Origin of the sequence: Yoonia rosea, from assembly GCF_900156505.1 — a bacterium.
In the GTDB taxonomy this organism is placed as follows: Bacteria; Pseudomonadota; Alphaproteobacteria; order Rhodobacterales; family Rhodobacteraceae; genus Yoonia; species Yoonia rosea.
Genome location: NZ_FTPR01000001.1, coordinates 288288 through 301177, shown reverse-complemented (window position 1 = coordinate 301177; position 12890 = coordinate 288288). Strand labels below are relative to the sequence as shown.

Below are 12890 nucleotides of genomic sequence, written 5' to 3'. Positions count from 1 at the left end.
GCCGCCCATGACTACCTTCAAAGCCCCCACCGAAGACATTCTCTTTTCACTCAACCACGTGGCGCAGGCCGACAGGCTTGATGACTGGGACGCCGAGCTTGCAGGCGATATTCTAGGCCATTTCGCAGGCTTCGCCGAAGGCGTCATCGCCCCGCTCAACACCATTGGCGACCAGCAACACGCCCAATTGGTCAATGGCCGCGTGCGGATGCCGGAAGGCTTTGGCGCGGCCTATGCACAGCTTGCGGGCGATGGCTGGCAAGGCCTGACAGCGCCCGAACACTTTGGCGGCATGGACGCATCCCCGCTGATCGCCGCCGCTGTGTCCGAGGTTTTCTCTGGCGCTAACCACGCGTTACAAATGGTCTGCAATCTGGTGCCCGGCGCGATCACGACCTTGCTGAAATACGGCAGCCCCGCACAGCAGGACCACTGGATACCGAAACTCACCTCAGGCGACACACTCTCGACCATGTGCCTGACCGAGGCGCAGGCGGGTTCTGATCTTTCCGCCATCCGCTGCCGTGCGGAAGACACGGGCGATGGCTGGAAAATCACCGGCGAAAAGATCTTCATCTCTGGCGGCGATCAGGACATGTCCGCCAATATCCTGCATCTGGTGCTGGCGCGGAGCGGACCCGCGCATTCCGGAATGAAAGGCCTGTCCCTCTACCTCTGCCCCGCACAGGCACAAGTCAGCGTCACACGGATCGAGGAAAAAATGGGCCTCCATGCCTCGCCCACGTGCCAGATGCGCTTTGACGGCGCAGAGGCAGAACTGATCGGCGCAGAGGGCCAAGGCCTACAGGCGATGTTCACTCTGATGAACCACGCCCGTATTGATGTGGCGCTGCAAGGGGTCGCACACGCCAGCCACGCTGCCGATATTGCTGCCGCCTATGCCGCCGAGCGGACACAGGGCCGCCAAGCAGATGGCGCGCCCGCACAATTGCATCATCATGCCGATGTGCAGCGGATGCTGGACGAACAGCGCAGGCTTGCCATGGGCGCGCGGGCCATGTGCCATATCGCGCTGGTAGAACTTGCGCGCAACGACCGCCCTGCGCTTGGCGATTTCCTGACCCCGCTGTGCAAGGTCTTCGGCTCCGAGGCAGGCATCCGCGCAGCTGACCTCGGCATCCAGATCTTGGGCGGCTATGGGTACCTCACAGAATACGGGCTTGACCAAATCTGGCGCGACGCCCGCATCTGCGCGATCTACGAAGGGGCAAACGGCATTCACGAACGCAGCATCGCCACACGCGGCCTGCGCCCGGGTGGCGGCGCAGATGAATTCGCGGACCTGATCACTGAGCTCGCGCAAGGCTCAGAAGCGGTACTCGCGCGGCTCGACGCTTGGCAAACATGGCGCGCGGACATGACCGAAACCGCCGATCCCCTGCCGCAAGCCCACGCCTTTGCGCAGGAAACAGCGCAATTGTTTTGCGCAGCCTCTTGGGCGCGGATCGCCCATGTGGCAGATCACCACCACGCCCCCCAAGAGTTGCTGCGCCTTGCGCAAACAGCACGCTAGAAGGATCATCCCATGACCAACCCAGACGTCATTATCGCAGGCGGCGGCATCGGCGGGCTGACCATGGCGCTGACACTGCACCAGATCGGGGTGTCGTGCCGCGTGATCGAGGCCGCACCCGTCATGCAGCCTTTGGGCGTGGGCATCAACATTCAACCCAACGCCGTGCGCGAACTCTTCGATCTGGGCATCACGGCCACCGATCTGGATACCGTTGGCGTGCCCCCACGCGAATGGGCCTTGGTGGGGCTGAACGGCAAGGAGGTCTACGCCGAACCCCGCGGGACCGAGGCCGGATACAAATGGCCGCAATACGCGGCCCATCGCGGTGAATTCCATATGCTGCTGTACCGCAAGGTCGTGGAACGGCTGGGGGCCGATGCCGTGATCCTCGGCGCGCGGGTCACAGGCTATCGCACGACGGAAAACGGCGTGATCGCAGAACTATGCGATGCCGACGGCACGACACGCGACCTTAGAGCCAAGCTGCTTATCGGAGCGGACGGTATCCACTCGGCCATCCGCGCCCAGATGCACCCTGACCAACCGCCCATCCATTGGGGCGGTGCTGTCATGTGGCGCGGCACAATCCGTGCCAAACCGATGCGCACGAACTCATCCTTTATCGGGCTGGGCACGCATGAACACCGCATGGTGATCTATCCGATCTCGGCCCCTGCCGCAGATGGCACAGCGCTGATCAACTGGATCGCCGAAGTGACCCGCGACAATGCGGGCGGCTGGCAGGAACAAGGCTGGTTCCGCCCTGTCGATGTGGACAGCTTTGCGCATCACTTCGATCAATTCCGCTATGATTGGCTTGATGTGCCCGCCATGCTGGCGCGCACCGACAATGCCTATGAAAACCCCATGATCGACCGCGATCCGATCCCTACGTGGGTCGATGGACCCGTCGGCCTGATGGGTGACGCGGCCCACGCGATGTATCCCACAGGGTCCAACGGGGCGAGCCAGGCCATCGTCGACGCCCGCGTGATCGGCGCACAAATGCTGGCGCATGGTGTGACCCCTGCAGCACTCGCGGCCTATGACGCGCAGCTTTGCGCACCTGTTTCTGCTTTGATCCTGCGCAACCGCGGCGCAGGGCCGTTCGGACTGCTCAATCTGCTGGATGACCGCTGCGGCGGTGTGTTCGACAATATCGACGATGTGATCCCCGCCGCAGAGCGTGCGGCCTTTATGGCCGATTACAAAGCCGCCGCTGGCTTTGCCATCGACCGCCTGAACGCAGCCCCGCCAACGATTGCGCCTACGCCGGCACTGCACGTACCAGCGCACTGATGAACGCGCGCGCGGCGACCGAACGCACCTCTTCGGCGCGCGACATCACGCCCACCGCACCTGCGGTGGCAGATGTATCAAGATCTAGCGCCACCAACCGCCCCTCGGCCAGATCAGCGGCCACAACACCATAGCTGATCACCCACACGGTGTTCGGATCGGCCAGCGTGACGGCCCGCCCGAAGGCAGAAGAGGCTGATTCAATCCGGTCACGAAACAGCGGCACACCTTGCGAAATCAACAAACGTGCGACAAGCGACCGGATGGCGGAATCCTGCGGCGGATAAAGAATGCGAAAGGCATCCAATTCCGCAAACTGGCGCACCGCCACAGCAGGACTGTCCGGATGGGCCACGACCACCACGCGTTCGGTATAAAGCTGCAAGAACTCCAGCCCCGTCATCGTCTCGGGCCGCCCCAACCGCCCCACGACCAGATCCAGCCCCCCGCTACGCAACCGCGTCGTCAGGTCCTGATGCGGACCTTCATGCAGCTCGACCAAAGTGTCGGGACTACGCGCGCAGAAATCCGTCACGGCCTGCGGCAACAAATGCGAGGCCACGCTGGGCAACGCCCCTATGCGTAGTTTCCCTGCTGACAGCCCCGTCGCCCGCACGCTCCGCAACCCGTGCCGCAAGGCCGAGGTGCTTTGCTCTGCAAATTGCAGGAATGTGTCACCCTCTGCCGTCAGCTTCACGCCCGCACGGCTCCGTTCAAGCAACACAACGCCGATGATTTCTTCCAGCTCCTTGAGGGCTTTGGAAATCGCAGGCTGCGTCAGATGCAACTGCTCAGCCGCGACCTTCAGACTGCCCGCCCGTGCAATCGCGCTGAAGGCATTCAGATGTCGAAACTTGATCCTGTGATCCATTTAGTTTCCCAAAATAGCAACTAAATGACGCGAATAATCAATTTTCATCACCGTTTCAATATGCCATTCCCTTTTGAAGGAGGCACTTCAAACATGAAAACGCAGGTGGCGATCATCGGTGGTGGACCATCGGGTCTTTTATTGTCTCAATTGCTGCACACACGCGGCATTGAAAGCGTCGTGTTGGAACGCAAGACGCGCGACTATGTGCTGGGGCGCATCCGTGCAGGCGTACTGGAACAAGGCCTGGTCAAGTTGATGGAAGAAGCAGGCTGTGCCGACCGGCTCCTTGCCGAAGGCATCCTGCATGACGGCACGCTGATCTCATACGGCGACGAGATGTTCCGCGTTGATTTTACCGAACACACAGGCACGCCGGTCATCGTCTACGGCCAGACCGAAGTGACGCGGGACCTCTATGACGCGCGCGAAAAAGCAGGCGGGCAGATTGAATTCAACGTCGAAGACGTGGTGATCCACGGCGCCGACACTGACGCCCCCTCGATCACCTATAAGGTTGATGGCCAAGAGCGGCGGCTTGAGTGTGATTTCATCGCTGGCTGTGACGGTTTTCACGGTGTCAGCCGCCAGACAATTCCGCTGGATGTGCGGCGCGAATATGAAAAGGTCTACCCGTTCGGCTGGCTTGGCATCCTGTCAGAAACCCCGCCTGTGAACCATGAACTGATCTACGCCAATTCACCGCGCGGCTTTGCGCTGTGTTCGATGCGCAACGAAAACCTCAGCCGCTATTACATCCAGTGTTCTTTGGATGACAAACCAGAGGACTGGACGGATGAGGCCTTCTGGGAGGAACTCAAGCGCCGCATCCCTGCCGATCAGGCGGCAAATCTGGTCACAGGCCCGTCTATTGAGAAATCCATCGCGCCTTTGCGGTCCTTCGTGACCGAACCGATGCGCTGGGGGCGCTTGTTCCTTTGCGGTGACGCCGCCCATATCGTGCCGCCCACGGGGGCAAAAGGCCTGAACACCGCAGCCTCTGATGTGCATTACCTCTATAACGGCCTGACAGAATTCTACGCTAACGGCAGCACTGACGGCATCGACAGCTATTCGCAAAAGGCCCTCGCCCGTGTCTGGAAGGCCGAGCGGTTTAGCTGGTGGTTCTCGTCCCTGATGCACCGCTATCCTGATCAGTCCGAGTTTGATCTGAAAATGCAGGTTGCCGATCTCGCATTCCTGCGGTCCAACAAAGCCGCGCAAAAGGCGATGGCGGAAAACTATGTGGGCTTGCCGTATTGATTTACGCGCGCGTCTGACATTCACTCACGACGGAGGATCAAAATGACAGACCGGTTTGACACAGGCATGGCAACACGGCGTGCCGTTCTGGGCGACGCACATGTGGATAAGGCAGAAGCCGCCAAGACCGACTTTGATCTGCCGTTCCAGACGCTGATCACCGAAGCCGCATGGGGCACGGTCTGGGCGTCGGATGGGATCACCCCGCGCGAACGTTCAATGCTGACTTTGGCGCTACTGGCCGCGACCAAGAACTTTGAAGAAATCCCGATGCATATCCGCGCCACAGCACGCACCGGCGCCAGCAAACAAGACGTGATCGAGGCGTTTCAGCATGTGGCAATCTATGCAGGCGTGCCAGCGGCCAATCATGCGATCAAGCTTGCCAAACAAACCTATGCCGAAATGGAAGGGGATCAGACATGACATCACCGCTTTACCAACGCGACCGCGAATGGCACCCCCCTGCACTGGCACCTGACTATAAAACCAGCCTCGGCCGGTCCCCGAAAAATGCGCTTCTGTCGCTCGAGGGCTCGCCCAGCGAACTGACAGGCCCGACCTTCGGCCACAACGATATCGACGCCATCGACAATGACCTGTTGCGCAACTACGCCAAATCCGGTGATCCCATCGGTGAGCGCATCATCCTGCATGGGCGCGTTCTGGATGAAAATGCGCGCCCTGTGCCCAACACGCTTGTGGAAATCTGGCAAGCCAATGCAGGCGGGCGCTACCGGCACAAGAAAGACAGCTACCTTGCCGCGATTGACCCCAATTTCGGGGGGTGTGGCCGGACACTCACAGACGAGAACGGCTATTACACCTTCCGCACCGTGAAGCCCGGCGCGTACCCGTGGCGCAACTGGATCAACAGCTGGCGTCCGGCGCATATCCATTTCTCGGTGTTCGGCACCGCCTTTGCCCAGCGCCTGATTACCCAGATGTATTTTGAAGGCGATCCGCTGATCGCGAAATGCCCGATCGTGAAATCCATCCCCGACCAGCGCGCGGTTGACCAACTCGTCGCAGCCCTCGACCTGAACGCCACCATCCCGCTCGACAGCATGGCCTATAAGTTCGACATCATTTTGCGCGGCAGTCGCTCGACCTTCTTTGAAAACCGTCCAGAGGGAAATTGATATGACCCAATCGCTCAACTACCTCAAAGAAACCGCCTCGCAGACGGCCGGCCCCTATGTGCATATCGGCCTCGCCCCCGGTGATGCGGGGTTTGACATCTACGCACAGGAACTGGGCCGCGATATCGCCGGACCCAACGCCAAGGGCCAGCGGATTACCGTCACCGGCATAGTCACCGACGGCACCGGCGCGCCGGTCAAGGACGTGCTGATTGAAATCTGGCAGGCCAATGCCGCGGGCATCTATGCCGGCGCGGGCGATGTCGAAGAGGGCTTTCGTGGCTGGGGCCGTGTGATCCCAGATTTTGACACCGGCAAATTCACCTTTGAAACCGTCAAGCCCGGCCCCGTTGCGGGCACAGACGGGCGCATGGCGGCACCACACCTGAACCTCTGGCTGGTCGCACGCGGTATCAATGTGGGCCTGAACACGCGGATGTATTTTGACGATGAGACCGCCAACGCCAGCGATCCGGTGCTCAACCTGATCGAGCAGGCACACCGCCGCGACACGCTGATCGCGACGGGTGATGCGAACACATTTACGTTCAACATCAGCCTGCAGGGCGAGAATGAAACCGTCTTCTTGGATGTATAACCGACCATGACAAACCCCTGTATCATCTGCGTCGCCATCACCGGCTCTGTCCCGACACAAGCCGATAATCCGGCGGTGCCCGTGACGATCGCCGAACAGATCGAAAGCACCCATGCCGCATTCGAGGCCGGTGCCACCATCGCCCATTGTCATGTCCGCGATGACGCGGGCAAACCCACCTCCGACCCCGAACGCTTTGCACGGCTGAAAGAGGGCATCGAGGCACATTGCCCCGGCATGATCGTGCAACTGTCTACCGGCGGACGCTCAGGCGCGGGGCGCGAACGCGGCGGCATGCTACCCTTGGCCCCCGACATGGCGTCACTCTCGGTCGGGTCCAACAATTTCCCGACACGGGTCTATGAAAACAGCCCCGATCTTGTGGATTGGCTGGCTTCGGAAATGCTGGCCTATAACGTCAAACCCGAAATCGAGGCCTTTGACCTCAGCCATATTGTCCAGGCCACCCGCATGGCCAGTGACGGGCGGCTGAAAAGCCCGCTCTACGTGCAATTCGTGATGGGCGTCAAAAACGCGATGCCTGCGGATGAACCGATCTTTGACTTTTACATCGAGACCCTGAAACGGCTCGCCCCCGACGCCCAGTGGTGCGCTGCTGGCATTGGTCCTGCGCAACTGACGGTCAACGAATGGGCTATATCAAAGGGTGGGCATACCCGTACCGGCCTTGAAGACAACATCCGCCTTGATCGCAACACGCTGGCCCCGTCGAACGCGGCTTTGGTGCAGCGTGCGGTAGACCTGTGCGAAAAATACGAACGCCCCGTCGCCACATGGCAAGAGGCGCGCGCGATCCTCGGCCTGCAAAAGAGCGCTGCATGATCAGCCCGCAGGACTGCGGCCAATGATGTTTGCAACACTCAACGGGGCCACCCTGCACTACCGCTTCCGTGCGGGCCAAGGCCGTGCGGTCGTCTTTCTCAACTCGCTTGGAACTGATTTCCGGATTTGGGACGCGGTGATTGACCAACTCCCAGCAGAGACGCCCGTGCTGTGTATCGACAAACGCGGCCACGGCCTGAGCGATGGCAATGATATCACCATGCCAAATCTGGTCGGTGATGTCGCCGCACTGATGGATCACACCGGTCTGACCTCTGCCCTTGTTTGCGGTGTCTCGGTCGGCGGTTTGATTGCACAGGGGCTCGCGACAACGCGCCCCGACCTCGTTTCTGGGCTGGTCTTGTGCTGTACGGGCGCAAAAATCGGCGATGCGGCCATGTGGAACACGCGGATTTCCGCGGTCCAGACCGACGGTATCGGCGCAATGGCACCTGCCATCCTTGAGCGGTGGTTCAGTGCGCAGTTCAGAGCCGAACAGCCCACCGCCCTTGCGATTTACCGCAACATGCTGGCACGTACCACCGCCAACGGCTATGCCGCCGTCTGCGCCACCCTGCGCGACACGGATTCAACTGCGGCCACCCGAACCATCACCGTACCCACCCACTGCATCGCAGGGAGCGCGGATCTTTCCACGCCACCTGACCTTGTGCGCGCCCTCAGCGCGCTGATCCAAGGTGCAACATTTGAGGTGATCGCGGACTGCGGCCACCTGCCCTGTATCGAGGCCCCCAAAACGGTGGCCCAAGCGATCAATGCGGTGCATAAGAGGATCCAATGACAGGGTTCACGCACCATCCATGGCTCAAAGGGCTGCTTGGCGACAGCGAAGCCGCAGCGATCTGGAGGCCCGAGCAGCAAATGCAGCAGATGCTGGCATGCGAGGCAGCCTTTACGCGCGCCTTGGGGCACACAGGCCAGATATGCATGGATCAGGCGATAAAGGTCGCCGCACTGATTACCGATTTCAAACCCGATCTTGATGCGATCAATACCGCCACGATGCGCGACGGTGTACCTGTCCCCGAATTGGTGGCGCAACTGAAACGCGCCGCGGGTCCGGATGCCGGTGCGGTCCATACAGGCACCACCTCGCAGGATGTGGTCGACACAGCGCTGGCCCTGACCATCAAAGCCTTCAACGATCTGCTTGGCGACAGGCTCACGTTCTTGGCCGCTGACTTTGACACGCTCTCGGACCAGTTTCGCGACCGCACCATCATGGGGCGCACCCGCATGCAGGCAGCCTTGCCCATCACCTTTTCGGAACGGCTCGCGACGTGGTCGCAACCCATGGCGCGGCACGCGCTGCGGCTATCGCGCCTGCGCCCCGAGATCGAGGTTCTGAGCCTTGGCGGGGCCGTCGGAGATCGGGCGGCCTTTGGCGATCATGGCGATGCCATCGCCGCAGCCATGGCGACAGACCTTGGCCTGCACAATCCGTCCAAAGCGCCCCATGCGATGCGCGATCATATCGCCGATTACGCCAACCTCTTGTCCCTGATCACCGGAAGCCTCGGCAAGATGGGGCAAGACATTTGCCTGATGGCGCAACAGGGTATTGAAGAAATCGGCTTGGAAGGCGGTGGTGGGTCATCTGCAATGCCACACAAGCAAAACCCAGTGCTGGCCGAACTGCTGGTCAGCAACGCGCGGTTCAATGCGACACAGCTTGCCGGGATGCACCACGCGTTGGTCCATGAACAGGAACGCTCTGGCGCGGCCTGGGTGCTGGAGTGGATGATCCTGCCGCAAATGGCCGAAGTCACGGCGCGCAGCCTGTCGGTTGCGCATGATCTGGCAACACGCATCACGCGGATCGGATAAGGCCGCCCTAAGCCTCTACAAATGTGAAAAAGTTTATTTTTCGGACTTTCCCGCGACGGAAAGCCAGCACCCTTGCGTGTAATCCCCAGCGAAGACGACATTCCAAGGATAAGATTATGCGCAAAACCCTTTCTGCCCTGCATCCCTATTGGCTATGGGCGCTCTTTGCCCTGCCTGCCGTGCTGATGAGCTACGAGGCCCTCACTTCGGATAATCCCCGGATCTTTCATATTCTGGTCCATCCCACGGGCGAGTTTTCCGCCCGCTTTCTGATCGTCACCCTGATGGCCACACCGCTGGCAATGCTCTTGAAAGGGTGGCGCGGGCCGCAATGGCTCAAAAAGAACCGCCGCTATCTGGGTGTTGCGGCCTTCGGTTACGCGCTCTTGCATACTGTGTTCTACCTGATCGACAAAGGCTCGCTTGCGACCGTAACAGGCGAACTCTCGCGGCTTTACATCTGGACAGGCTGGATCGCGTTTATCGTCTTCATTCCGCTTGCCTTGACGTCGATGGATTACTTCGTGCGCAAGATGGGCACATGGTGGAAATGGCTCCAACGCTGGACCTATGCCGCTGCCGTGCTGACCCTGATCCACTGGGCGGCCCTGCAAGACTGGCACGGGACGACACCGGCACTGATCCACTTCGGCCCGCTGATCGCACTTGAGGCCTACCGCGTCTGGTATTGGTACCTGCGCCCCGGCAGGCGGACCGTAGCAGCCTGAAAGACTTGCAGGCAACGTGCGCTTCGTTGCTTGCTTCACGGCGCCTGCCCTTCGATATGGATCAAGGGATCGCAACGAATTGGGACAGCTTTTGAGCCTCTTTGAAAGCCCACATCGACCTGCGGATCGCAGACGAGGGCCGCCCTGACCTGCGCGCGCCAGTGCAGTTACACGATATCGACGCAGGCCACATCATGGAACAAGGCGGCGCAACAGTCACGGCGATGCGCACAGTCCACCCGCGTTTGATTGATTGCTTTGCCTTCTTTCTCAAATCCGCCGACACCCATGTCGTGTTCTCGGGCGATACAGCGCCCATCGCAACATTTGCGGACTTCGCGCGCGTTGAAGACTGGCACAAGGCTGTGGCTGGTCATTTCGACAGGACGTCGTTTGCCGGATCTGACGGGCACAGGCGCGACCTGCTGGATCATGACTAGACTACACCGGTCCTTGGCGGCGACTCACCTGTGCGGCCGATCACCGAAAACACCCCAAAACCCAATAAAATAAGGCGTTTCAATGCCCAATTGCGGCAGCATTCGGGCCGTTTTTCGTGCAAAAAGTGATGCGGCTATCCTTTAGGTAAGGGAATGATATTTTTTGGGATAATTTCATTGACGCGGTCAGTGCGGGTTCACTAGGTGACACTTGTTGATGTGCAAGAATTTAAAAATTGGCGAGTAAAATGTTGAAATCAGTAAACGGTATCATTGGTACGATGATGTTGGGTGCCATCGCACTCATCTCCCCTTCAGGCGTCAGTGCAGAGCAAATCTCACTGACGTTGAAGGCACAAAACTTCACAGTTGTCGGGCAGTTTATAGGCTTCGCCGAAGGTGCCTACATCATCATGACAGAAAACGGTGAAATGCACGTTCCTGCGGCGATGGTGTCCTGCGAAGGGGCCGCCTGTGAGGCAGCCACCTCCGACATGATTGCAGACAGCTAGAGCGTCACCGCCTGTCCTGTCCGCGCGCTTTCCTGCGCGGCCATCCCGATCGCAACCGCCTTGGCCCCATCGGCCAAGGTGACTTCGACCTCACCTTCACCGCGCACAACCGCGTTGAAGCGCTGATGTTGATAAAAGGTTGATCCGTTGTGATCGCCCGCTTCCAACAACGTGGGATCAACCGGAATTTCCGACACATAAGGGCCTTTGGGCGCACGCGGGCTGATAATCATTTGCGGCACCGGCGGCGCACCCAACAGTTGCGGCCAGAACCGCCCCGGACCTGGCACCAGCGCCTCGATCTTGCCTTTCGGCCCTACAGCGCTGATCTCTTCTTGATACTTTGACCCTTCGGCGAACATGCACAGTTCCAGCATCGCGCGCGCGCCCTTGGCGAAATCCAGGATCACATAGCCGTTGTCCCAGATATCTGGGGCTTTGCCGTCATAGCGCTCGTCAATGTGGTTCAGCGATTGCCCCGCGCTCGCCATCACGCGGACCGGTTCATCCTGCAATATGACCCGCATCAGATCGAAGAAGTGACAGCATTTCTCGACCAATGTGCCACCGGTATTGGCGTTGAACCGGTTCCAGTCTCCAATCTTGGGCAGGAACGGAAAACGGTGTTCGCGGATGGTCAGCATCTTGATGCCGCCGGTGGCCTGCTCGGCCTGCGCAATCAAGGCCGCGACGGGGGGCATATAGCGGTATTCCATGGCCACCCAGACCGGATGGGGGTAATCCTTGAACAGCGCCTCAAGCACGGGCGCATCCGCGGGGTCGGTGTAAAGCGGCTTTTCACACAAGATCGGCAGCGGGCGCCTTGCCACGATTTGCTGCAACTGCTGCACATGCAGATAATTGGGGCTGACAATCACCACTGCATCCAGATTCTCGAAGGCCAAAAGCTCTTCAATCGACCCCGCAACATGGGCGTTTTCCGCCAAGGTCGCCGCTGATTCCGCCAGTTCCGCCACCGGATCATAAACCACCGACACGCGGCCCTGCGGTAGCAGATTGATATTCAAGATATGTTCGCGACCCATCATGCCGCAGCCAATCAGGCCGTAGTTTACCGTATCCACGTTGCTTAACCTTTGCCCATACGAGAGATGTAGTTGGCGCGCTTGGCGTCATACCAAGTGCGCGAAAATTCGGCGGGGTCTTTGGCGGCGGTCAGGCTGACCCGCTCGATATAGCCCACCGGTGCGCCGGGGCGCAGATGAAAAGCGGCTGGCGCCCAATCGGGCACCACATCCACGCCGATCCGGTCTTCGACCGATGCAATCACCACACCCAGTTCATGGCGGTAGAAGTGATAGAGCGAGTCTGACAGATCCGACACAGCGATCCGGTCACGCGCCGCCCCATCCAGCCAGATCTCCTCGAGCGCGACCAACACGCCATCCAGCGACCGCAAACGCCTGATCCGGTGACCCTGCGGATCACCACCCAAGCGCGCAAAGCCGGCAGGCTTGGCCAAGCGATCCACAGACAGCACCTGTGCGGTCGGCAAACCACCCCCCTTGAGCAGTTCGAGCCGGAAAAACGCATAGACCGAATTCACCGCAGGGCGGTGGCGCACATAGTTGCCTGACCCCTGCACGCGGTCCAGCAATCCCTTGGCCTCGACATCCGCAAGCGCCTTGCGCAACGTCCCCACGGCCACACCCAATTCATCCGCCATCTCGCGCTCGGGTGGCAATCGCGCACCATCCGCCAGATGCCCCGCAGCAATCTCGCGGATCAGCATTTCACTCAGTTGAATGAACTTCGGCAGTGCAGAGGTTGTCGCCATGGCGGCACCTC

General features: G+C 60.1%; 15 protein-coding genes. 12 read left to right on the top strand and 3 right to left on the bottom strand.

Annotated elements, in window-relative coordinates; all coding sequences use genetic code 11:
• The first annotated feature begins 7 nt into the window (after positions 1–7).
• Positions 8–1534, top strand: a complete 1527-nt coding sequence (locus B0B09_RS01420; RefSeq protein WP_076658059.1) for an acyl-CoA dehydrogenase family protein — start codon at positions 8–10, stop codon at positions 1532–1534.
• A 12-nt stretch (positions 1535–1546) separates the two neighbouring features.
• Positions 1547–2836, top strand: a complete 1290-nt coding sequence (locus B0B09_RS01415; RefSeq protein WP_076658058.1) for a flavin-dependent oxidoreductase — start codon at positions 1547–1549, stop codon at positions 2834–2836.
• Here the strand turns inward: B0B09_RS01415 and pcaQ are convergent.
• On the bottom strand, positions 2805–3707 hold the full coding sequence (gene pcaQ / locus B0B09_RS01410; protein WP_076658057.1) for a pca operon transcription factor PcaQ: 903 nt from the start codon (positions 3705–3707) through the stop codon (positions 2805–2807). The genes B0B09_RS01415 and pcaQ overlap by 32 nt on opposite strands.
• Before the next feature lie 93 nt (positions 3708–3800).
• Here pcaQ and pobA point away from each other — a divergent pair, with 93 nt between their 5' ends.
• The 10 genes from pobA (at position 3801) to B0B09_RS01360 (ending at position 11081) form a co-directional block, all read left to right on the top strand.
• Positions 3801–4970, top strand: a complete 1170-nt coding sequence (gene pobA / locus B0B09_RS01405; protein WP_076658056.1) for a 4-hydroxybenzoate 3-monooxygenase — start codon at positions 3801–3803, stop codon at positions 4968–4970.
• Between the two features lie 42 nt (positions 4971–5012).
• On the top strand, positions 5013–5396 hold the full coding sequence (gene pcaC / locus B0B09_RS01400; protein WP_076658055.1) for a 4-carboxymuconolactone decarboxylase: 384 nt from the start codon (positions 5013–5015) through the stop codon (positions 5394–5396).
• Positions 5393–6112, top strand: a complete 720-nt coding sequence (pcaH, locus tag B0B09_RS01395; protein WP_076658054.1) for a protocatechuate 3,4-dioxygenase subunit beta — start codon at positions 5393–5395, stop codon at positions 6110–6112. The genes pcaC and pcaH overlap by 4 nt, the downstream gene beginning before the upstream one ends.
• Before the next feature lies 1 nt (position 6113).
• Complete coding sequence (pcaG, locus tag B0B09_RS01390) at positions 6114–6710, top strand: protocatechuate 3,4-dioxygenase subunit alpha (RefSeq protein WP_076658053.1); 597 nt, start codon at positions 6114–6116, stop codon at positions 6708–6710.
• Positions 6711–6716: 6 nt separating this feature from the next.
• On the top strand, positions 6717–7553 hold the full coding sequence (locus B0B09_RS01385; RefSeq protein ID WP_076658052.1) for a 3-oxoadipate:acetyl-CoA acetyltransferase: 837 nt from the start codon (positions 6717–6719) through the stop codon (positions 7551–7553).
• Between the two features lie 22 nt (positions 7554–7575).
• Positions 7576–8355 carry a 3-oxoadipate enol-lactonase gene (pcaD, locus tag B0B09_RS01380; protein ID WP_076658051.1) on the top strand — a complete coding sequence of 260 codons (780 nt, stop codon included), beginning with the start codon at positions 7576–7578 and terminating at the stop codon, positions 8353–8355.
• Positions 8352–9401 carry a 3-carboxy-cis,cis-muconate cycloisomerase gene (locus tag B0B09_RS01375; RefSeq protein ID WP_076658050.1) on the top strand — a complete coding sequence of 350 codons (1050 nt, stop codon included), beginning with the start codon at positions 8352–8354 and terminating at the stop codon, positions 9399–9401. Before pcaD ends, B0B09_RS01375 begins: the two co-directional genes overlap by 4 nt.
• A 116-nt stretch (positions 9402–9517) precedes the next feature.
• On the top strand, positions 9518–10129 hold the full coding sequence (locus tag B0B09_RS01370) for a protein-methionine-sulfoxide reductase heme-binding subunit MsrQ (protein WP_076658049.1): 612 nt from the start codon (positions 9518–9520) through the stop codon (positions 10127–10129).
• A 101-nt stretch (positions 10130–10230) separates the two neighbouring features.
• Entirely contained in the window at positions 10231–10569 is a 339-nt protein-coding gene (locus B0B09_RS01365; protein ID WP_076658048.1) for an MBL fold metallo-hydrolase, read from the top strand.
• 248 nt (positions 10570–10817) lie between these two features.
• A complete protein-coding gene (locus tag B0B09_RS01360) occupies positions 10818–11081 on the top strand; it encodes a hypothetical protein (protein WP_055292214.1) in 264 nt (87 codons plus the stop codon).
• Here B0B09_RS01360 and B0B09_RS01355 read toward each other — a convergent pair.
• Together B0B09_RS01355 and B0B09_RS01350 are read right to left on the bottom strand one after the other, a co-directional pair.
• Positions 11078–12166, bottom strand: coding sequence for a Gfo/Idh/MocA family protein (locus B0B09_RS01355; protein WP_076658047.1), 1089 nt, complete (start codon positions 12164–12166; stop codon positions 11078–11080). The genes B0B09_RS01360 and B0B09_RS01355 overlap by 4 nt on opposite strands.
• Before the next feature lie 5 nt (positions 12167–12171).
• Positions 12172–12879, bottom strand: a complete 708-nt coding sequence (locus B0B09_RS01350; RefSeq protein WP_076658046.1) for a GntR family transcriptional regulator — start codon at positions 12877–12879, stop codon at positions 12172–12174.
• Positions 12880–12890 lie beyond the last annotated feature (11 nt).